This window comes from Erythrobacter oryzae, assembly GCF_030271515.1.
In the GTDB taxonomy this organism is placed as follows: domain Bacteria; phylum Pseudomonadota; class Alphaproteobacteria; order Sphingomonadales; family Sphingomonadaceae; genus Erythrobacter; species Erythrobacter oryzae.
The window spans coordinates 613,753-632,778 of record NZ_JASCXI010000004.1; the positions used below are offsets into that span (position 1 = coordinate 613,753).

Annotated in this window: 19 protein-coding genes; 9 read left to right on the plus strand and 10 right to left on the minus strand. The window is 69.7% G+C overall.

Going from position 1 to position 19,026, the window contains the following annotated elements:
• Positions 1 to 29: 29 nt before the first annotated feature.
• Positions 30 to 1,583 carry a tetratricopeptide repeat protein gene (locus PFX90_RS15505; RefSeq protein WP_285713527.1) on the minus strand — a complete coding sequence of 518 codons (1,554 nt, stop codon included), beginning with the start codon at positions 1,581 to 1,583 and terminating at the stop codon, positions 30 to 32.
• Positions 1,584 to 1,885: 302 nt separating this feature from the next.
• On the opposite strand from PFX90_RS15505, the gene PFX90_RS15510 reads away from it, so the two are divergent.
• Entirely contained in the window at positions 1,886 to 2,785 is a 900-nt protein-coding gene (locus tag PFX90_RS15510; RefSeq protein WP_285713529.1) for a L,D-transpeptidase family protein, read from the plus strand.
• 138 nt (positions 2,786 to 2,923) lie between these two features.
• Here the strand turns inward: PFX90_RS15510 and tilS are convergent, their stop codons facing one another.
• From tilS to PFX90_RS15535, 5 genes are all read right to left on the minus strand, one after another.
• A complete protein-coding gene (tilS, locus tag PFX90_RS15515) occupies positions 2,924 to 3,928 on the minus strand; it encodes a tRNA lysidine(34) synthetase TilS (RefSeq protein WP_285713532.1) in 1,005 nt (334 codons plus the stop codon).
• Positions 3,919 to 4,956 carry a tetratricopeptide repeat protein gene (locus tag PFX90_RS15520; protein WP_285713533.1) on the minus strand — a complete coding sequence of 346 codons (1,038 nt, stop codon included), beginning with the start codon at positions 4,954 to 4,956 and terminating at the stop codon, positions 3,919 to 3,921. Before PFX90_RS15520 ends, tilS begins: the two co-directional genes overlap by 10 nt.
• Before the next feature lie 126 nt (positions 4,957 to 5,082).
• A complete protein-coding gene (locus PFX90_RS15525) occupies positions 5,083 to 6,075 on the minus strand; it encodes a helix-turn-helix domain-containing protein (protein WP_285713534.1) in 993 nt (330 codons plus the stop codon).
• 150 nt (positions 6,076 to 6,225) lie between these two features.
• Complete coding sequence (ptsP, locus tag PFX90_RS15530; protein WP_285713536.1) at positions 6,226 to 8,496, minus strand: phosphoenolpyruvate--protein phosphotransferase; 2,271 nt, start codon at positions 8,494 to 8,496, stop codon at positions 6,226 to 6,228.
• A gap of 73 nt (positions 8,497 to 8,569) precedes the next feature.
• Entirely contained in the window at positions 8,570 to 8,737 is a 168-nt protein-coding gene (locus tag PFX90_RS15535) for a DUF465 domain-containing protein (RefSeq protein WP_285713538.1), read from the minus strand.
• A gap of 254 nt (positions 8,738 to 8,991) precedes the next feature.
• Between PFX90_RS15535 and PFX90_RS15540 the strand changes: the two genes are divergently transcribed.
• Positions 8,992 to 9,201 carry a DUF465 domain-containing protein gene (locus PFX90_RS15540; RefSeq protein ID WP_285713540.1) on the plus strand — a complete coding sequence of 70 codons (210 nt, stop codon included), beginning with the start codon at positions 8,992 to 8,994 and terminating at the stop codon, positions 9,199 to 9,201.
• 271 nt (positions 9,202 to 9,472) lie between these two features.
• A complete protein-coding gene (locus PFX90_RS15545) occupies positions 9,473 to 9,934 on the plus strand; it encodes a DUF1465 family protein (RefSeq protein WP_285713541.1) in 462 nt (153 codons plus the stop codon).
• A 151-nt stretch (positions 9,935 to 10,085) separates the two neighbouring features.
• Here the strand turns inward: PFX90_RS15545 and glpK are convergent, their stop codons facing one another.
• The gene (gene glpK / locus PFX90_RS15550; RefSeq protein ID WP_285713543.1) at positions 10,086 to 11,558 is read right to left on the minus strand and encodes a glycerol kinase GlpK; all 1,473 of its coding nucleotides are present in this window, start codon (positions 11,556 to 11,558) and stop codon (positions 10,086 to 10,088) included.
• A 185-nt stretch (positions 11,559 to 11,743) separates the two neighbouring features.
• Here glpK and PFX90_RS15555 point away from each other — a divergent pair, with 185 nt between their 5' ends.
• From PFX90_RS15555 to PFX90_RS15575, 5 genes are all read left to right on the plus strand, one after another.
• A complete protein-coding gene (locus PFX90_RS15555; RefSeq protein WP_285713544.1) occupies positions 11,744 to 12,631 on the plus strand; it encodes an MBL fold metallo-hydrolase in 888 nt (295 codons plus the stop codon).
• Positions 12,631 to 13,455, plus strand: coding sequence for a hypothetical protein (locus PFX90_RS15560; protein ID WP_285713545.1), 825 nt, complete (start codon positions 12,631 to 12,633; stop codon positions 13,453 to 13,455). Before PFX90_RS15555 ends, PFX90_RS15560 begins: the two co-directional genes overlap by 1 nt.
• A 69-nt stretch (positions 13,456 to 13,524) precedes the next feature.
• Complete coding sequence (locus PFX90_RS15565; protein WP_285713546.1) at positions 13,525 to 14,298, plus strand: hypothetical protein; 774 nt, start codon at positions 13,525 to 13,527, stop codon at positions 14,296 to 14,298.
• A gap of 70 nt (positions 14,299 to 14,368) precedes the next feature.
• Positions 14,369 to 15,370 carry a quinolinate synthase NadA gene (gene nadA, locus PFX90_RS15570; RefSeq protein ID WP_285713548.1) on the plus strand — a complete coding sequence of 334 codons (1,002 nt, stop codon included), beginning with the start codon at positions 14,369 to 14,371 and terminating at the stop codon, positions 15,368 to 15,370.
• 4 nt (positions 15,371 to 15,374) lie between these two features.
• On the plus strand, positions 15,375 to 15,728 hold the full coding sequence (locus PFX90_RS15575; protein ID WP_285713551.1) for a hypothetical protein: 354 nt from the start codon (positions 15,375 to 15,377) through the stop codon (positions 15,726 to 15,728).
• On the opposite strand, the gene PFX90_RS15580 is transcribed toward PFX90_RS15575, so the two are convergent.
• Positions 15,725 to 16,624 carry a DMT family transporter gene (locus tag PFX90_RS15580; RefSeq protein ID WP_285713552.1) on the minus strand — a complete coding sequence of 300 codons (900 nt, stop codon included), beginning with the start codon at positions 16,622 to 16,624 and terminating at the stop codon, positions 15,725 to 15,727. The genes PFX90_RS15575 and PFX90_RS15580 overlap by 4 nt on opposite strands.
• A gap of 70 nt (positions 16,625 to 16,694) precedes the next feature.
• On the opposite strand from PFX90_RS15580, the gene PFX90_RS15585 reads away from it, so the two are divergent.
• A complete protein-coding gene (locus tag PFX90_RS15585; RefSeq protein WP_285713554.1) occupies positions 16,695 to 17,807 on the plus strand; it encodes an alkene reductase in 1,113 nt (370 codons plus the stop codon).
• 184 nt (positions 17,808 to 17,991) lie between these two features.
• On the opposite strand, the gene PFX90_RS15590 is transcribed toward PFX90_RS15585, so the two are convergent.
• Together PFX90_RS15590 and lipB are read right to left on the minus strand one after the other, a co-directional pair.
• The gene (locus PFX90_RS15590) at positions 17,992 to 18,297 is read right to left on the minus strand and encodes a hypothetical protein (RefSeq protein ID WP_285713555.1); all 306 of its coding nucleotides are present in this window, start codon (positions 18,295 to 18,297) and stop codon (positions 17,992 to 17,994) included.
• A complete protein-coding gene (gene lipB / locus PFX90_RS15595; protein ID WP_285713556.1) occupies positions 18,294 to 18,983 on the minus strand; it encodes a lipoyl(octanoyl) transferase LipB in 690 nt (229 codons plus the stop codon). Before lipB ends, PFX90_RS15590 begins: the two co-directional genes overlap by 4 nt.
• Positions 18,984 to 19,026 lie beyond the last annotated feature (43 nt).

Sequence of the window (19,026 nt, forward strand, 5' to 3'; positions counted from 1 at the left end):
GCTCAGGCCCGCCTGCAAGAAAATGCCCGCTACCTGACCGCCCCCTCCTTGCGCGCCACGCGCCGCAAAGCCGCCTGCGGAATGAATTCCTCCGGCATCGCGCGCACATGCTTGGCAAGCTCCACGCCAAGTTCGGGATGGCTTTCCAGCAGATCGGGCGCCTCGGGCAGCGTGGTTGCGGTGTAGAACAGGTCGAGCTCGTCGGTCTGGAACGCGCCCAGCGCCTCATCGCGCTCGTCCTCGTCGCGCAGCGCCCCGAGCAGCAGCGCCGCCGCCTCGTCCCCGAGCCCGTGGCACATCAACCCCTGCACCGTCAGCCCGATCCCGTCCTTCCAGTTTGCGCGCAGGAAGGCGAGTTCGGGCGCGGCGTCCCTGGCGCGGCCGAGCCGTTCGAAGGCGCAGGCGCGGTTGCTGGCGATGATCAGCTTGGCGTAGGTGCTGCCGTAATCCTCGGCCACCCGCCGCGCCAGCTCGGTCGCCTTCAGCCCCTCGCGCCAGCGTCCCTGCCCGGTCAGCCGCGAGGCGCGGTTGATGACGAAGTTGACCACCCAGGGGTGCTCTTTTGCCTCATACTTCGCCAGCTCGTCGAACACCGCATCGGCCTTCTTGAACTGCCCGAGCGAATCATAGGCATAGGCTTCGATATTGAGCGCCCAGGCATCGCCCTCCTCGATTGCCACTCCCTTCGCCTTGCGCTCGCGCCAGCGCTGGGCGAGCGCGATCGCCTCCTCGAACTGGCCGTTGTAATGCAGCGCGGTGGCGGCGGCGGAAAAGCGGTCGCGATCCTCGGGGGCATTGGTCAGCTGCGCGCGGGCGACGCGCACATTCTCCTCGCCGACCGCCGCCAGATTCTTCCCGGCGCGCGCCTCGATCTGCGGCCAGAAGGGCTCGTAGGTGCGGAAGGTCAGGAGGTCGATATAGCTCGCAGGGCCGGTGATCGAGACCAGCAGGCCATCGACCACATCGGCGCGCCCCGTTTTGGCCGCCGCGCGCAGGGCGGCCATCGCGATCCCCTCGTGCAGCTTGGTGTCGAGGAAGGCGAACTTGCCGGTGCTCGCCCATTCGAGCGCCAGCGCATCAAGCTCGTCCAGCCGCCCCTGATCGCGGGCGGTGCGGAACACGCTCCAGTAAGAATCGGGGCCGAGTTCCCCGAGACCCGTGTCGTTCAGCCCGCGCAGCACCACCAGCATGGCATCGACACTCTTGAGCCTTCCGGCGAAGTAGAGCGACAGGCCGGTCGCCGGATCATCCGGCGTCAGCGCGGCGATATCGGCCGAGAGCTTGAGCCCGTCCTCGTAACGCTTCTCGTTGTCGGCGCAGAGCGCCTCGGCGACGAGCCGCAGGCGGCGCAGCGGCACGGGCGGCTGCTTCGTGCGGCTTTCGAGTTGGGCGAGGACCGGGACGCCGAAAGTGCAGGGCTCGTCCGACCAGCGATCGGAATCCTTGCGGAACAGCGCCTGCAATTCAGGGATGGTCATGGCGGCGAGATCGGGGAGCGGCTCGGGCTTGGCGTCCTTCGCCGCCAGCGGCGCGGCAAGAACGGCTGCGGCAAGCGCGAGTGCGGCGCGCAAAGGCTGTGTCATGGTGCGATCCCCTTGTTCCTCGGGTCTTTTCCCGTGTTTCGGGCGGAAAGGGAAGAGGGGATGGGAGAGTTCTTCTGGCGCAGCGCAGGCCCACCCCCGGCCCCGATACCCGCCCCGGGCTTGACCCGGGGGCAGGCGGGAGGGGAGTATCAGCGCCAACAGTCCCCCTCCCGCTTGCGGGAGGGGCTAGGGGTGGGCACGAGAGCCACCCCCGTTAACCCCTCCCCCCCGCCCGTCCCCGCAAGGGACGCCGCGCGGTTAAGCGCTGGAAACTTACGCCCCCGCGCGGCATATTCCGCGCCATGGTCCGGATCATTGCCTTTCTCCTCGCGGTCATCGCGCTGCAAGTCGCCGCTTTTGCGCAATCAACCGATCGCGCCGCCGATGCCGCCGAGGCGGTCGCTGCGCGCGCAACGGGGACCTTCGAGGAGATCGATCCCGACAGCCAGATGCCTGCCGCCGACGATGCCGCAGCGACCTATGCCGGCCTCCCGCCGCTCTCGCCCGAACGCGCCGCCGAGGCTGCCGCTGCGGCTGCGGCCGACGTCCCCGCCCCCGCGCCCGCCATCGCCGCTGAAGTGGAAGCCGTGGCCGATGCCGACGCCGACGCCCCGCGCGGGCCGGCGGTGCGGATGATTGCGATGCCGGTGGTGCAGGACTTGCCCGAGCAGGCCCCGGCCCCCGCTCCGGCGGCCGAGCCCGCCGCGCTCGCCCCCGCCCCCAAGCCGAAGGCTTCCGGCGGCTTCGTCATCAAGTCGATCCTCCCGGTCGAGGGCGCCTTCCGCTATGGCGACTGGTACTGGGACGAAAGCGCCGCGCCCGCGACCGGCCCGCTGGTCATCACCGTCGACTTGGAAGCGCGCGTCATCAGCGCCTTTCGCGACGGCCACGAGATCGGCACCGCGGTGGTGCTGGTCGGCACGCAGGAGCACCCGACCCCGCTCGGCACCTTCCCCATACTCACCAAGGAGCGCAACAACGTCTCCGAGAAATACGCCAACGCGCCGATGCCCTGGACGCTGCGGCTGACCTGGGACGGGATCGCGATCCACGGCTCGCCGGTGATGAACGGCTATGCCAGCCACGGCTGCATCGGCGTGCCCGACGACTTCGCCGCCAAGCTGTTCGCGGCCGCCAAGCGCGGCGACAAGGTGATCATCACACGGGGGCGGATGGTCGGGCTGGGCGATAAGATTCTCTAGTGAAAGTCCCTCCCCGTTCCAACGGAATGGGGAGGTGGCAGCCCGCAGGGCTGACGGAGGGGTCAATCCGTCGCCGCTTACCCCTCCGACCGCGCTGACGCGCGCCCACCTCCCCATCCCTTCGGGACGGGGAGGGACTTAGTTTACCGAGCCCCGCGCAGGCTCCGGCCGGAAGCGCCAGACGCGCATCGGGACGCCGACCTTCTCGACCTTCTCCACCCCCGGCACTGCCAGCACCCCGCCCAGCGAGGCGTTCTCGCCCGCCCACAGCCGCTCCCACGCGCGGGCGGCCTCGGTGCGGGTGGCGTGGCCGCCGAGTTCGCGGATGATGCGCAGGATCGTCTCGATCGCGATCACGCGCGGCACGTTGGCGCAGTAGGAGAAGCCGGGCGCGCCGCCGTCGCTCTCCTCGCGCAGCACCATCTCGTGCCAGTCGAGTTCGGCATACCATTCGAGCGCCTGCCACCCTTCGGCGATATGCGCGGCGCTCGCGGCGATCTGCACCGGGTCGAGCCACTCGGCCCCGGCTAGCCCTGCGCGGATGCGGGCGCGGTCGAAGGCGGGGTTGGTGTTGGAGGGGTCTTGCACAGCCACGATGCCTGCCGCCGCGACGACCGCCGCCAACTCCGCCTTGCGCCAGCCCAGGAGAGGGCGCAGCAGCGAAACGTCGGTGGCCTCGATCCGCGTGTGCGGCCGCACTCCGGCGAGGCCCGCGAGCCCGCTGCCGCGGTTCAGCCGCATCAGCAGCGTCTCGGCCTGATCGTCGGCATGGTGCGCGGTGGCGACGGCGCCGAGGCCCGCCTCCCCCGCCCAGCGCGCAAGGGCCGCGTAGCGGGCCGAGCGCGCCTCGGCGAGGACATTACCGGGGGCGAGGTCGACCTTGAGCGCGGTGAAAGGAATGCCCCGCTCCGCCGCGATCCGCCCGACCAGCGCGACCTCGTCGGCAGCTTCGGGGCGCAGGCCATGATCGACGCTCGCGACCGCGATCCGCCCGGGCAGCGCCGCGTTGGCGAGCAGCAGCAGCGCGAGGCTGTCCGGCCCGCCCGAGACCGCGAGGCCCAGCGCGCGCCCCTCGCGCTCCTCCTCGGGCCACAGCGCCGCCAGATCGGCAGCGAAGCGCGCCGCGTGGTCGCTCAGCTGCACTTCACCTTCGCGCGGGTGGTCTGGTACTCGGTCGCGAGGCGGCCTGCCGCGACCAGCGGGTAGGTCTCGGCAAATTCGGCGAGCGCGATGCAGGCGCGCTTGGTGTCCTTCATCGCCACCATCGACGCGCCGAGATAGAGCAGGCTGTCGGGCGCGCGCTCGCCGGCCTTGTTGGCCTGGTAGTTCTTGAGGAACCAGCGCGCCGCATCCTCGGGCATCTTGTCGTCGAGGAAGGCGCGGCCCAAGAGGTTGCGCCCGTAGCTGATCTTGGAGTGGGTCGGGTACTGCTCGACATATTTCGTGAGCTGCTGGCGCGCCTCGGGGAAGAAGCCCGCGTTCCACAGGCGGAAGCCGTAGGAATATTCGTCGTCGCCCGCGTCGGCCGTCTGCGGTTTGGTGATCGCCTGCACCGCGGCAAGGCGCGAGGGGCTCGGCGCGGCGACGGTCGCGGCGGTGGTGGCCGCGGGGGGTGGGGTCTGGACGGGCGGACGGGTGGTGGTGGCAGGCGCGCCCCCCGACTGGGTCGTCGTTCCCGTCCCGGCACTGGTCAGCGTCGCGGCAGGCTGGATCGCGGGCGCGGCAGCGCCGGTGCCGGCATCGGGCAGCGGCGTATCGGCCTTGGTCTCGAGCGCCGCCAGCCGCAGCTCGAGCTGGGCGAGCGCGTTGGCCTGCTCCTCGCTGCGCGCGGTCAGCCGCTGGAGCTGCGCTTCGAGTGCATCGATCCGCACGAGGATGTCCGTCACCGCAGTCGCGGCGGGCACCCCGCCGGTGGTGGGCGCAGGGGTCTGCGCGGCCCCTTGCGTGCCGGGCGTGATCTGCGGCTCGAAGAACTTGCCGTCACCGCCCGGGAAGACCTTGCGCTGCAACGCGCGGACCTCGGCCTCGATCTTCTTGAGGCGCGCCTCGGCGGCGGCCGGGGTCTCCTGCGCGGCGACGGGCAGCGCGATGCTCCCGAAGCTCGCCGCGGTGCCGCCGATCAGCGCGGCAGCCGCAAGGCGCAGGGAGAGGTTCTTGGCGGAGGTGGTCATGGTGCGTCAGGTTCCCTGGCTATTTCTGCTCCCAAGTGGCGGGCAGCACATGAACGTTAACCGAATCTAGCCGCGCGCCGCGGTGCAAGTCGACCCCGCGCGCGCCCCTAATCAACGGGAAATCGGTTAACGGCCTGCCGGAGCTGCGGGTTCTGCGGCAGGAGCGGGCGCGCTGGCCGCCGGAGCCGCCGCCGCTTCGCCCGCCGGTGCGGCCGCAGTGCTGGCTGCAGAGGGCCGGGACGCAGGCCGACGCGCCGCCTGCGGCGCGCTCTGTGCCGCGCCACCGGTTCCTGGGGCAGTCGCTGCGGGGGTCCCCTCAGCCGCCGGGGTCGCGGTCCCGCGCGCGGCCAATGCGGCAGCCGAAACCGGCACGCCCGAGATCGTCACGGGCTGGTCGGAGAGCTTGGCCACCGCCTGCCCGCCGATCGTCACCGACAGCGCGTCGGGCCGCCCGGTGTTGATGCGCGGGTCCTTCGCCGTCACCGGCACCTCGATCGTCTCGCCGAGCTTCAGCGTGCGCTCGGTCAGCCGCTCGCCGCCCTCTTCATAGAGCCGCACCCAGATCCCGTCCTCGAGCGCGGTGAGCACCACCGGGCCGCTGGGGGCAGGCGCTGCGGCCGGCGCGGCGGCGGGCTTGGCCGCCACAGTTGCCGCGGGCTCGGGAGCCAGCAGCGAGCCCGGGCCGGTGCCCGCGCCGAAATATGTGCCGGCAAAGGCGAAGATGCCGAGCGCGAGGATCACCACCGCTGCCGCCGCCGCCCAGGCGAGGCCCGCCGAGGGCAGGCGCGCCGGATCGCCGGGCTCCATCCCGCCCGGCACCGCCGCGCGGTGCATCGACCCATCGGCGAGCTCGGCGCGCACCGCATCGGTGATCGCGACATCGTCGAGCCCCACCGCCTTGGCATAGGTGCGCGAAAAGCCGATCGCATAAGCGCGGCTCGGCAGGCTCTCGAAATTGTCGTCCTCGATCGCTTCGAGATGGCGCAGCGGGATGCGGGTTTCGGCGGCGATATGCGACAGCTCCAGCCGCTTCGCCTCGCGTGCGGCACGCAGGGTCGCACCGGGGCCTGCGGGCGACCGGGGCGCATCGGGGGCGCTGCTCAATTCTTCGCTGTCCATATGACCCGGGTCCCGCGCCTTCTTGCCGAGGCGTCGTGTGAGAGTGATGTGTGTGTGGCTCGCTGCGGGACTCACCCGCTCGGGTGCGTCCTGTCAAGCATCCCCATAGCACGCTGCCGCACCGGGGCCACGCTTCTCCGCAAGCCGGCCTCAATCATACTCGATGTCGCGCGCCGCGGCCCATGCGGCGAGCTCGTCGCGCAAGCTGCCTTGCGGGCTGAGCAGCCAGCCGTTCATCGCCGCGGTCAGCTCGGCGAGGTCGACCTTGCGCACCAGTTCCTTGATCGGGCCCACCGCCGCGGGCGTGATCGAGAGGCGGCGATAGCCGATGCCGAGCAGCGCCAGCGCCTCGAGCCGGCGACCGCCCATCTCGCCGCACACGCCGATATCGACCCCGCTGCCGACGCTCGTCTGCATCACCCGGCGCAGGAACCTGAGGATCGAGGGGCTGAGCCAGTCGTAACGCTCGGCCAGCTTGGGGTTCGCCCGGTCGGCGGCGAACAGGAATTGCGTGAGGTCATTGGTCCCGATCGACAGGAAGCTGAGGCGCGGCAGCAGCATGTCGAGCACCTCGGCGAGCGCGGGCACTTCCAGCATCGCGCCGAAGTGGATGCGCTCGGGCAGCAGCTTCTTCTGCGCGCGCAGGAAGGCGAGCTGTTCGTCGAACACCTGCTTGGCGGCATCGAACTCCCACGGTTCGGAGACCATCGGGAACATGACATAAAGCGAGCGCCCCGCCGCCGCCTCGAGCAGCGAGCGCGCCTGGATCTTCATCAGGCCTTCGCGCTCCAGCGCCAGCCGCAGCGCGCGCCAGCCCATCGCCGGGTTCTCGTCCTGCGCGGCGATCTCGCTGGCGAGATAGGGCACCGACTTGTCGCCGCCGATGTCGACCGTGCGGAAGATCACCGGCTTGTCGCCCGCCGCATCGAGCACGTCGCGGTAGAGCCGCGTCTGGCGCTCGCGCTGCGGGAGGGTGGCGCTGACGAGGAACTGGAACTCGGTGCGGAACAGCCCCACCCCGTCCGCGCCGGTGAGGCCGAGCGCGCTCATGTCGTCGCGCAGGCCCGCATTCATCATCACCTGAATGCGCGTGCCGCAGCGGGTGAAGGGCTCGACATCCTTGAGGGCCGCATATTGCGCCTGCTTCTCGCGGCTCTTGGCGAAGCGCGCCTGGAAGGCGTCGGCGACCTGCGGGAGGGGGCGGATGATGGCATTGCCTGCGGTGGCATCGAGCAGGATCTCGTCGCCCTCGCGGATCGTGGTGCGCACGCCTTTCGTGCGGCCGATGACGGGGACGTTCATCGCCCGCGCCACGATCACCACATGCGCGGTGAGCGAGCCTTCTTCCAGAATCACGCCCTTCAGCCGGCGCTTGTCGTATTCGAGCAGTTCGGCCGGGCCGAGGTTGCGCGCGATCAGGATCGAATCCTTGCGCAGCCCCTGCGAGGCCGCCGTGCCGAAGCGCCCAGCGACGATCCGCAGCAATCGGTTCGCGAGGTCCTCCAGATCGTGCATCCGGTCGGCGAGCAGCGGATCGTCGATCTCGCGCATCCGCATCCGGGTGTGCTGCTGGACGCGCTCGATCGCGGCCTCGGCGGTGAGGCCTGAGTCGATCGCCTCGTTGATGCGCCGCGACCAGCCTTCATCATAGGCGAACATCTTGTAGGTCTCGAGCACCTCCTCGTGCTCGCCGCCGACGCCGAACTCGGCCTGGCTCGCAAGGCTGTCGATCTGCTCGCGCATCCGGTCGAAGGCGCGGTAGACGCGCTGACGCTCGGCCTCGATGTCCTCGGCCATGACCTGGGTGATCTCGACCCGCGGCTGGTGGTAGACGGCAATCCCCGCCCCCAGGCCCTTGACCAGCGTGAGGCCGGTGAGCGTCTGCGGCCCGGACTGTTCGGCGGTGAGGCCGAGGGCCTGTTCCTCGTCGATCAGCTCGGCATTGGCGATCAGTTCGGAGAGCACCATCGCGGTGGTCTGGAGCGCCTCGATCTCGACCTCTTCATAGCGGCGCGGCTCGACGTGCTGGACGCACAGCACGCCCACCGCGCGCTCGCGGTAGACGATGGGGACGCCGGCGAAGGAGTGGAACTTTTCCTCGCCGGTTTCGGGGCGGTACTGGAAGTCGGGGTGCGCCTTGGCCTCGGCGAGGTTCAGCGTCTCGACCTTCTGCGCGATGGCGCCGGTCAGCCCCTCGCCGATCGCCATGCGGGTGACGTGCACCGCGCTCTGGTTGAGGCCGCGGGTGGCGAAGAGTTCGAGCATCCCCTCGCGCAGCAGGTAGATCGAGCAGACCTCGCTCGACAGGCATTCGCCGATGATCTCGACGACCTGGTCGAGCTTGGCCTGCGCGTGCATGCGCGAGGCCATGACCTCGGTGAGGCGGAGCAGGATCTGGCGGGCGGCGGCTGCGGCGGTCATGTCCCGAGCGGTGTATCAAACCGCCCGGCAAATGCAAAAGCCGCTTATCGCCGCCCCGCCCCGATCGGGCCGGTCAGACCCCGGCGATTTCCTCTTTCAATCGCAGCTTCTGCTTCTTGAGGAGCTGGATCGTCGCGGTGTCGGGCACGGGCCGGGCCAGTTCGTCGCGCAGACGGGCTTCGAGGCCGGCGTGCTTGGTCTGGAGGGCGTTGAGGTGCGAGGACACTGCGGTCGATGCCATATGGCGTTCTCCTGTCAAAGCGGGGGGATGCCCCCGGGCAGGCGACTCGGCCGACGGTGCGGCCGGGCCGCAGGTTCGAAAGAACCACAAGGAAGCTAGGATGCAAAGCCCTGATGAATCCTTACGCCGCATCTACGGGGCGGAATGCGGCGACGCGTGCGGGACGCGGCGCAATCGCGAAGCCTCTACCCAAATCCGTCGGGAACGCGTAGCGGGACGCTGCATTGGGGCCGAGGAAGGATCAGGGGCTACAGATGACCGAGCAGGAGCTCAGGAAAAAGCTCGAATTGCTCAAGACCGAGCACCGCGACCTCGACGCCGCGATCGCCGCCCTGACCGAGGCGGCGCGCGGGTCGATGTCGGCCGACATGCTCCAGATCGCGCGCCTGAAGAAGCGCAAGCTGCGCCTCAAGGACCAGATCGCGATCATCGAGGACACGCTGCTGCCCGATATCATTGCGTGATAGTGAGTCCCTCCCCGTTCGCAAGCGAATGGGGAGGTGTCGCCGCGAAGCGGTGACGGAGGGGTAATGTCCCGCCGGCCGCACTAGACCCCTCCGTCAGCCCTGCGGGCTGCCACCTCCCCATCCCTGCTGGACGGGGAGGGACTTGCACCCGCACCTATGGTTACCCAACCGTCAATTCTGTTCCCGGAAGGGACGGATGCGAAAATTGCTTGGAAAGTAACCATAGTCGTATGGCGGCCCGCCCCGCCCGCGCGTAAACCCGTGCGCCATGGCTCGCACCACCAATCTCTCGCGCCCGATCATCGAGGCGCTCTACACCGAAGCGCTGGTCCTCGCCGACGAGGTGCGTGCGGTGTTTGCCGCGGGCGTGCGCGAGCCGATTGCGAGCGAGGATGCCTTCGTGCGCCTCGCGCTCTCGACCGAGGGGCTCAAGACCACCACGCGGATGATGCATATCCTCGCATGGCTCCTCAACCAGCGCGCGCTGTTCTCGGGCGAGCTGACCGAGAACCAGGTGCGCCTCCACGGCGCGCTGCCGCCGGACCGTGCTTCGGACGAGACGCAGCTCGCGCTGCTCGAGCCCGAGACCCGCGAACTGATCGCCGACACCGAGAAGCTCCACCAGCGCATCGCCCGGCTGGACGAGGCATGGCGCGGACACTTCGAGATCGCCTCCCCGGCGCGGGCGTTTCAGGACCGCATCGGGCGGGAATTGGGGCGGTTGGGTTAGACCCAAGTCCCTCCCCGTTCGCCCCGCGAATGGGGAGGTGGCAGACGCCGCAGGCGGCTGACGGAGGGGTAGCTCCGTCGCGGCCTTACCTCCCCGTCACCGCTTCGCGGTGCCACCTCCCCATTCCTGCGGAACGGGGAGGGACTGGGGCTCAACTCGCCCCCAGCGCCTTCTTCCACGCCGCCAGCCGCGCGTCCCTGACCTCATCCGCCATCGCCGGTTCGAAGGTCGCCAGCCGCCCGCGCATCGTCTGGCACGCGCTCGCAAGGTCGGGATAGAGCCCCGCCCCCGCCGCCGCGAGCATCGCCGCGCCCAGCGCGGTCGTCTCGACGAAGCCGGGGCGCTCGACCGTCACCCCCAGCACGTCGGCCAAGTCCTGCGCCATCCAGTCGTTGGCCGCCATCCCGCCGTCGATCCTGAGCGTCTGCCACGGCGCGCCATCTGCCGCGAAGGCTTCGGCGAGGTCGTGGGTCTGGTGCGCCATCGCCTCGAGCGCCGCGCGCGCCAGCTCGGCCTTGCCGCTGGCGAAGGAGAGCCCCGCGATCACGCCCCTTGCCTCGGCCCGCCAGTGCGGCGCCCCGAGGCCCGCCAGCGCGGGCACGATCACCACGCCGCCGCTGTCGGGGATCGAGCGCGCCAGCGCCTCGGTCTCGGAGGCGACCTCGACGATCCCGAGCGAATCCCGCAACCACTGCACAAGGCTCCCCGCGACGAAGACCGAGCCCTCGATGGCATAGGTGCGCTGGCCATCGAGCTGGGTCAGCACCGTCCCGAGCAACCGGTTCTTCGAGCGCGGGATGCGGCTCCCCTGACAGGTCAGCACGAAGGCGCCGGTGCCATAGGTCGCCTTGGTCTGGCCGGGCGCGAGGCACCCCTGCCCAACGGTCGCGGCCTGCTGGTCGCCCGCAAGGCCGGTGATCGGGATCGCGCGGCCGAACAGCGACGCGTCGGTCATCGCGAGCGGCCCCGAGGTGTCGACCACCCCGGGAAGCGCCGCGCGCGGGACGCCGAACAGGTCGCAAAGCCCCTCGTCGAACTGCGCGTCCTCGAGCCCCATCAGCAGCGTGCGGCTGGCGTTGCTCGCATCGGTGATGTGCGCCGCACCGCCAGTGAGCTTGTAGACCAGCCAGCTCTCGACCGTCCCGAAGGCAAGCGTGCCCTTCTCCGCCGCCGCGCGCACTTCCGGCACATTGTCGAGCATCCAGCGCATCTTGGTGCCCGAGAAATAGGGGTCGAGCAGCAGTCCGGTGCGCTCCTGCACCCCCGCCTCGTGGCCCGCCTCTCGCAGGGCCATGCAGAAGGGCTCGGTGCGGCGGTCCTGCCAGACGATCGCATTGGTGAGCGGCTCGCCGGTCGCGCGGTCCCACGCCACCACAGTCTCGCGCTGGTTGGTGATGCCGATGCAGGCGATCATCGCCGCCCCGCCCGCCTTGGGGAGGATGTTCTGCGCACAGGCGAGCGTCTTGTCCCAGATCTCGCGCGGGTCATGCTCGACCCAGCCGCTCTGCGGGTAATGCTGCGTCAGCGGCTCCTGCGCCGAGGCGACCAGCACGCCGTCGGAGGCGAACAGCATCGCGCGGGTGGAGGTCGTGCCTTCGTCGAGCACGAGGATGTAGTCGGACATGGGGAACCCTCTCTCTTTTCCCGTCTCCTAGCCGGAGCGCGCGCGGGAAGTCGAGATGTCGTGCAGGCCCACCCCCAGCCCCTCACGCAAGCGGGAGGGGAGGTAAGTCCCCCTCCCGCTTGCGGGAGGGGTTAGGGGTGGGCAAGTGACTTGCTGTCTGCCCGCGACAGGCCCAAATGGGGCGCATGGTCACCATCCCCCCACAGCCCTGGCCGACCGGCCTTGCCGAGGACGTCGAGCCGCTGGTCAAGCGCGTGCTGGCGCCCAATCCCTCGCCCTATACCTTCACCGGCACCCAGACCTATGTGGTGGGGATGGCCGACGGGCCCGACTGCGCGGTGATCGACCCCGGGCCGGACGAGGCCGACCACATCGCCGCGATCCTCGCCGCGGTGGGCAGCCGCAAGATCCTCGCGATCATGTGCACCCACACCCACCGCGACCACTCGCCCGCCGCAGCGCCTCTGGCGGCGCAGACCGGTGCGCCGATCGTCGGCTGCGCGCCCTTGATGCTGCAAGTCGCCGGCCCCCGCTCGGACGAAGCCTTCGACCCGACCTATGCCCCCGACCGCGTTCTGGTCGACGGCGAGGGGATGCGCGGCACCGGCTGGACACTCACCGCCGTCGCCACGCCGGGGCACACCTCGAACCACCTGTGCTTCGCGCTCGAAGAGAGCGGCGCCCTCTTCACCGGCGACCACGTCATGGGCTGGTCGACCAGCGTCGTCATCCCGCCCGATGGCGACATGGGCGACTACATGGCGAGCCTGGAAAAGCTGATGGCGCGCGAGGACCGGGTCTACCACTCCGCCCACGGCGCGGCGATCGACAAGCCCAGGCAGCTGGTGCGCGGCATGATCGGCCACCGCCGCCAGCGCGAGAACCAGATCCTGCGCCTGCTGGGCGAACAGGCGCGGCCCGTCAGCGGGTTCATCCCCGAGATGTACAAGGGCCTCGACCCGCGCCTGATCGGGGCGGCCGAGATGAGCGTCACCGCGCACCTCATCGACCTAGAGAAGCGCGGCCTTGCGCGGCTGTCCGAGGGTGTCTGGCAGACAGGAGTTCAAGGCTGATGCTTCTTCGCACTCTCAAACCCGCGCTGGCCGCAGCGCTCGCCGCCTTCGCCGCGGCGCCCGCGATGGCGCAGGACTCCACCCCCGCAGACTTCGCCCGCGCCGTCGCCTCGCTAAGCGCGCGGCTCGGTACGATCGAGACCGGGCCGGAGATCGCGACCACCGATCAGGCCGCCAACGCCGCCGACCTTGCAGTGATCGAGCGCGCGCTCGACGTGCTGGGCACCCCGGCCTTCCCGGTCGATGGCTTCGCGACCTTCGAAAGCGTGTGCGAGGCGGTCAACCGCCTGTCGGTGCGCCACGGGCTCGACGGGGTTTCGGCGATGGCCCGCCCGCCCGGCTCCCCGCCGCCCACGCCTGCCGAATTGCAGGTGCTGACGGCCAAGGTGGTGGCGCTGCAATCGCGCAACGCCGCGCGCTACCCCGACGCGATCACGGTGCTGGCGGGCGGCGGGATGCGCTGCATGGTCAAGCACTTTCCCGCGATCACCGCCTTCCTCGCCGAGCTGCCCGAGGCCGAGCTCACGCCCGCCCGGCTGAAAGGGGCCGACGGGATGCGGCGCGGCGGCACGCAGGCGCTCTTGGGCTTCATGATCGTGCTGCGCGAACCGGCCACCACCCCCGCCAACAGGGCGCGGGTCATCGCCTATGTCGCCGAGGTCGCCGCGCCGCTCGCCGGGGTGCTGACGCCGCAGATGCGCGCCGATCTCGCGGCGAAGCTCGAGGCGCTGCCGCCGACGCAGGACGCCGGCGTGCTGGAGACCACGCAGCTGCTCAAGACCGCGCTGGCGGACACGGGCTGCGAAGGGCTGTGCCGCTACTGATACGGCGGCTTGCGGCCCGCGCGGTTTCATGATCAAACCTCGCGAGATAGCGATATGGGGGATCATCGCATGGCGACAGCAGCAGCACCGCGCACCGAGCGCTCCGGCGACACGCGCTTCTTCATGGTCATGGCGCTGGTCATGTGCGCCGCGACCGTTTCGGGCTTTGCGCTCAATCTTGCGCTCGGCAGGTCGAGCTTTGCCGAGCCGGTGACGGTCCACGCCCACGGCATGGTCTTCATGGCGTGGCTGGGGCTCTATGCGGCGCAGGCGATCAGCATCGCGAGCGGCAATGTCGCGCTGCACCGGCAGCTGGGGAAGGCGGCCTATGGCTTCATTCCGGTGATGATGGTCGCGGGCACGGCGGTGATGGTGCACTCGGCGCAGTCGCGCGGGGGGCCGTTCTTCTTCGGCATGAACGAATTCGTGATCAGCAACACGATGCTGCTCTACACCTTCGGCATTCTGACGTTCTGGGCGCTGAGGGTGCGGCGGCATCAGGGCTGGCACCGGCGGCTGATGCTGGTGGCGATGAGCATCCTGACGGGGCCCGGCCTCGGGCGGATCCTGCCTGCACCGCTGATGATCCCCTATGCCTGGCAGATTTCGATCGCTGTGACGTGGCTCTTCCCGCTGATCGGGATGTTTGCCGACTGGCGGCGCGATGGCCGCGTGCATCCGGCCTATGCGCGGGGTTTCGGCCTGTATATCGCGGTGTTCGCGGCATCGATGCTGATCGCGCATTCGGCGCTGGGCATCGCCATCACCGAGTGGCTGGTGGCGGGCACCCCGGGGGCCGAGCGGCCGATGGCGCCCTTCCTCCCGCCGGGCTTCGGCGGCTGACGGTTTTCGCTCGATAATCGCGGGCCAGCGCCTATATCGGCGGCTCGATGCGATTACGGGGAACCCGACCATGAGCCTGCTGACCCGCAACCCCACCGGCGCCGACCTGCTCGCCGAGATCGACCGCTTGCGGAAAGAGCGCAACGCGGTGATCCTGGCGCATTATTACCAGACGCCCGACATCCAGGACATCGCCGACTTCGTAGGCGACAGCCTCGAATTGTCGCGCAAGGCGGCGGCCACGGACGCCGACGTGATCGCCTTCTGCGGGGTCAAGTTCATGGCCGACACGGCGAAGATCCTCTCGCCGCAGAAGACCGTGATCCTGCCCGACATGGACGCCGGGTGCAGCCTCGAGGACTCCTGCCCGCCCGAGAAATTCCGCGCCTTCCGCGAGGCCCACCCCGATCACATCGCGCTGACCTACATCAACTGTTCGACCGAGGTGAAGGCGCTCTCCGATGTCATCGTGACGAGCTCCAGCGCCGAGACTATCCTTGCCCAAATCCCGCCGGAGCAGAAGATCATCTTCGGCCCCGACCGGCACCTCGGCGGCTATCTCTCCCGCAAATTCAACCGCGAGATGCTGCTGTGGCCCGGCGTGTGCATCGTCCACGAGGCCTTCTCCGAGACCGAACTCCTCAAGCTCAAGGAGCAATACCCCGGCGCGCCCATCGCCGCACACCCCGAATGCCCGCCGACAATCATCGACCACGCGGACTATGTCGGCTCGACCAGCGGTATCCTCTCCTTCGCCAAGACCTTCCCCGGCGACACCCTGATCGTCGCGACCGAGCCGCACATCATCCACCAGATGCAGAAGGCCCTGCCCGACAAGACCTTCATCGGCGCGCCGGGCGCGGACGGCAACTGCTCGTGCAACATCTGCCCCTACATGGCGCTGAACACGATGGAGAAGCTCTACGTGGCGCTGCGGGATTTGGAGCCGCAGATCGAGATCGAGGAAGGCATCCGCCTCAAGGCCAAGCGCAGCCTCGACCGGATGCTCGAAATGGCGAGCGGGACTGTCGGGATGGGCGATCTGGGGAAGGTGCATTTCAGCGGGGATTGACCGCGTGGCGCGCCTCCTGCGGCTGACCGGATGGGTCGCTGGCGGGCTAGTGCTGGCCGCCTTCTTCTTCGCGCTGTGGGCGAGCCTGCGGGTGCGCGACGCGGTGGACGAGGGCGCTCTGGCGCGGCCGGTCTGGTCCTGCCTGTCCCGCCCCGATGCAAAGCGGCTTGATCGTGTCGCGGACCGGGCCTTCATCCGCGCGGTTCAGGCCCATATCGCGGGCTACCCTGACAATGTGCGCTTCTGGCAATGGCACGGCCTAGTCGCCACGATCGGCGCGCGGGTCAGTTTTTCCGAAGCGGAGCGCATGGCTGCAATGCGGCCGATGATCGCAAGCTTGCCGCCCTGCGCGCGCTAGGCCTTGGCCCGCGCCACCGCCAGCGCCGCGCCCACCAGCACCATCCCGGCAATATCCAGCCCGCTCAGCACCTCGCCGAACACCAGCCAGCCGTAGAGCGACGCCACCACCGGCTGGGTCAGCAGGGCGAGGCCCACCACCAGCGGCGGGAAATACTTCAGCGAGAACACCATCAACCCCTGCCCCACCAGCTGGCTCAGCACGAACAGCCCGATGATCGGCCCCCACGCCTGCGGCCACACCGGCTCGCCCAGCGCCAGCGCGATCACCAGCAGCACCGGCGCGCCGAAGACGCTCACCCACACCAGCAGGCTCCACGACCCGAAGGCACCGCGCGCGTTCTGGAGCGTCAGCAGGTAGACCGCATAGAGCAGCCCCGCGGCCACGCTGAACAGGTCGCCGATCAGCGTCTCGTGGCTGATCTCGAGGCTGCGCCCCATCAGGATCGCCGCGCCGCCCAACGCAAAGACGATCGCCAGCGCCTCCAGTCGCCCCGGAACCACGCGGTGGACGATGAAGCCCCAGAACAGGAGCACGATCGAGCCCGCATTGCCGAACAGAGTCGCATTGCCGATCCGCGTCATGGCGATCCCGATGTGCCAGCTCGCCAGATCGAGCGCGAAGGTCACCGCCCCCAGCGCCACCAGCGCCAGCGTCCCCGCCGGGATACCCGTCAGCCGCTGGCGGTTCGCGCGCGCGAGCACCACCATGAAGGGCAGCGCCAGGAACAGCCGCCAGAACCCCGCCGCGACCGGGCCGGTGTCGGCCACCCGCACGAACCACGGCCCGATCGCGAGCGCGACATTGCCGCCGAACAGCGCGAACAGCAGCAGCCACGCCGCCGGGCGCGCGGGCTGCACGGCAACTTCTTCTTGGGGCCCATCCTCATTTTCCATGCTTGCGCCCTAGCCCCGCTGCCCCCAAGTGGATAGCCAATCGAAACCGGTCCGGAAGGATTACCCACACATGCACGACGTCCTGTTCCAGCCGCTCCAGATGGGCGCGCTCCATGCCAAGAACCGCATCCACATGGCCCCGCTCACCCGCGGGCGCGCCGCGGAGCCGATGTTCGTCCCCAACGAACTGATGGCGACCTATTACCGCCAGCGCGCAGGCGCAGGGATGATCCTCACCGAAGCGACCGGCATCAGCCGCGAGGGCCTCGGCTGGCCGAGCGCGCCGGGCATCTGGTCGGACGAGCAGACCGAGGCGTGGAAGGCCACCACCAAGGCCGTGCACGAGGAAGGCGGCCTCATCGTCATGCAGCTGTGGCACATGGGGCGCATCGTCCACCCCGTGTTCCTCGACGGCCAGCCGCCCTTCTCGGCGAGCGCCACGCAGGCTCCCGGCGAAGCGCACACCCCGACCGGCAAGCAGCCCTATGCCGTCGCCCGCGAGATGACCCACGAGGACATCAAGCGCACCATCGCCGACTACCGCCGCGCCGCCGAGAACGCCAAGAAGGCCGGTTTCGACGGGGTGCAGCTCCACGGCGCGAATGGCTACCTCGTCGACCAGTTCCTGCGCGACAAGACCAACCTGCGCACCGACGAATACGGCGGCTCGCCGGAGAACCGCACCCGCTTCATGCGCGAGGTTCTGGAAGCGCTGGTCGACGTCTGGGGCGCGGACCGCGTCGGCATCCGCCTCTCGCCCAATGGCGATTCGCAAGGGACGGATGACAGCAACCCGCCCGCGACCTTCGGCGCGGCGGCGAAGGTGTGCGAGGAACTCGGCCTCGCCTTCGTCGAACTGCGCGAGCCGGGCCCCAATGGCACCTTCGGCCAGACCGACGTCCCCAAGCAGAGCCCGCTGATCCGCCAGATCTACACCGGCAAGCTGATCCTCAACAGCGACTACACCGCCGAGGAAGCGGTCGCCGACGTCGAAAGCGGCAAGTGCGACGCGGTGAGCTTCGGCCGCCCCTATATCTCGAACCCCGATCTCGACAAGCGCATCGCGGCGGGCGCGCATTGGAACCCCAACAAGGACGTGCCCAAAAGCTGGTACTTCCCGATCCCGCAGGGCTACACCGACTACCCGACGCTCGCCGAAGAACAGGCCGAAGCGGCGGAGTGATTTTGCTTCCCCGGCAGCGTTCGCATCGGGCGCTGCCGGGGGGCTTTTAACCGCATTGCGGATGTTCCCCACCTCGTCACCCCGTGCTTGACACGGGGCTTGGCTCCTTTGTTTCACTCCCGGGCAAGAAGAAAAGCCGAGCCCCGTGTCAAGCACGGGGTGACGGCGGGAGTGGCATGACAGATTACTCGGCCGGAGCCGGTGCCGCAGGCGCGGCCGGAGCGTCAGCCGGAGCAGGCGCGCCCTCGATGCCTTCCATCGGGGTGACTTCGGGCTGCTCGGCGTCGATGTCCTCGCCCGTGGTGCGGACCTGACGCGGGGCGAGCGGGGCTTGCGAATCGAGCTGTTCGAGCGGGATCATCGCGTCCGAGATCGATCCGGGAAGCACCTCGCCCGAGGCCGCGCCGCCCTGCTCGGCAGGGGCGTCGGCAGCCTGCTGCTCGCAGGCGGCGAGTGCGAGGGGCAGGGCAAGGAGCGCTAGGCGTTTCATCGGCACGCCCTTTTGGCGGCGGCGTCCAGCGCGTCAAGGAAATCCGCCGAGGTTGCGATCAGCGCCTCGTCCCATTCCTCGGCAGAGACGTTCAGGCCCAGCCGCGCCAAGCTGGTGACGCCATATTCGGCGATGCCGCAGGGGACGATCCCGCCGAAGTGGCTGAGGTCGGGGTCGAGGTTCACCGAAAAACCGTGCATCGTCACCCAGCGCCGCACCCGCACGCCGATCGCGCCGATCTTGGCCTCGGAGCCGTCAATGTCGCGGGTCCAGATGCCGACGCGGCCCTCGGCGCGCCAGCTCTCCACGCCGAAGCGTGCGAGCGTGGCGATCACCCAGCCCTCGATCGCGTGGACGAAGCAGCGCACGTCTTTCCCGCGCTCCGCAAGGTTCAGCACCAGATAGCCCACCCGCTGGCCCGGCCCGTGATAGGTGTAGCGCCCGCCGCGCCCGGCCTCGACCACCTCGAAGCGCGGGTCGACCAGCTCGGCCGGGTCCGCGCTGGTGCCGGCGGTGTAGACCGGGGGATGCTCGAGGAGCCATACCAGCTCCGCCGCTTCGCCCGCGAACACGGCGGCATTGCGCGCCTCCATCTCTGCGAGCGCGGTGGCATAGGCCACCGGTGCGCTCTCGCGCCGCCATTCGATCGGGAATGTGCCGCGCGCGGCGGGAGCAGTGCTTGCCATGGCGCAGCGGTGGGGGCATTGAGCGGCGAGATCAAGAGGCGAA

Coding starts and splice junctions, on each gene's coding strand:
- PFX90_RS15505 (WP_285713527.1), bottom strand. CDS start 1,583: ATGACACAGCCTTTGCGCGCCGCACTCGCGCTTGCCGCAGCCGTTCTT.
- PFX90_RS15510 (WP_285713529.1), top strand. CDS start 1,886: ATGGTCCGGATCATTGCCTTTCTCCTCGCGGTCATCGCGCTGCAAGTC.
- PFX90_RS15520 (WP_285713533.1), bottom strand. CDS start 4,956: ATGACCACCTCCGCCAAGAACCTCTCCCTGCGCCTTGCGGCTGCCGCG.
- PFX90_RS15525 (WP_285713534.1), bottom strand. CDS start 6,075: ATGGACAGCGAAGAATTGAGCAGCGCCCCCGATGCGCCCCGGTCGCCC.
- ptsP (WP_285713536.1), bottom strand. CDS start 8,496: ATGACCGCCGCAGCCGCCGCCCGCCAGATCCTGCTCCGCCTCACCGAG.
- PFX90_RS15535 (WP_285713538.1), bottom strand. CDS start 8,737: ATGGCATCGACCGCAGTGTCCTCGCACCTCAACGCCCTCCAGACCAAG.
- PFX90_RS15540 (WP_285713540.1), top strand. CDS start 8,992: ATGACCGAGCAGGAGCTCAGGAAAAAGCTCGAATTGCTCAAGACCGAG.
- PFX90_RS15545 (WP_285713541.1), top strand. CDS start 9,473: ATGGCTCGCACCACCAATCTCTCGCGCCCGATCATCGAGGCGCTCTAC.
- glpK (WP_285713543.1), bottom strand. CDS start 11,558: ATGTCCGACTACATCCTCGTGCTCGACGAAGGCACGACCTCCACCCGC.
- PFX90_RS15555 (WP_285713544.1), top strand. CDS start 11,744: ATGGTCACCATCCCCCCACAGCCCTGGCCGACCGGCCTTGCCGAGGAC.
- PFX90_RS15560 (WP_285713545.1), top strand. CDS start 12,631: ATGCTTCTTCGCACTCTCAAACCCGCGCTGGCCGCAGCGCTCGCCGCC.
- PFX90_RS15565 (WP_285713546.1), top strand. CDS start 13,525: ATGGCGACAGCAGCAGCACCGCGCACCGAGCGCTCCGGCGACACGCGC.
- nadA (WP_285713548.1), top strand. CDS start 14,369: ATGAGCCTGCTGACCCGCAACCCCACCGGCGCCGACCTGCTCGCCGAG.
- PFX90_RS15580 (WP_285713552.1), bottom strand. CDS start 16,624: ATGGAAAATGAGGATGGGCCCCAAGAAGAAGTTGCCGTGCAGCCCGCG.
- PFX90_RS15585 (WP_285713554.1), top strand. CDS start 16,695: ATGCACGACGTCCTGTTCCAGCCGCTCCAGATGGGCGCGCTCCATGCC.
- PFX90_RS15590 (WP_285713555.1), bottom strand. CDS start 18,297: ATGAAACGCCTAGCGCTCCTTGCCCTGCCCCTCGCACTCGCCGCCTGC.
- lipB (WP_285713556.1), bottom strand. CDS start 18,983: ATGGCAAGCACTGCTCCCGCCGCGCGCGGCACATTCCCGATCGAATGG.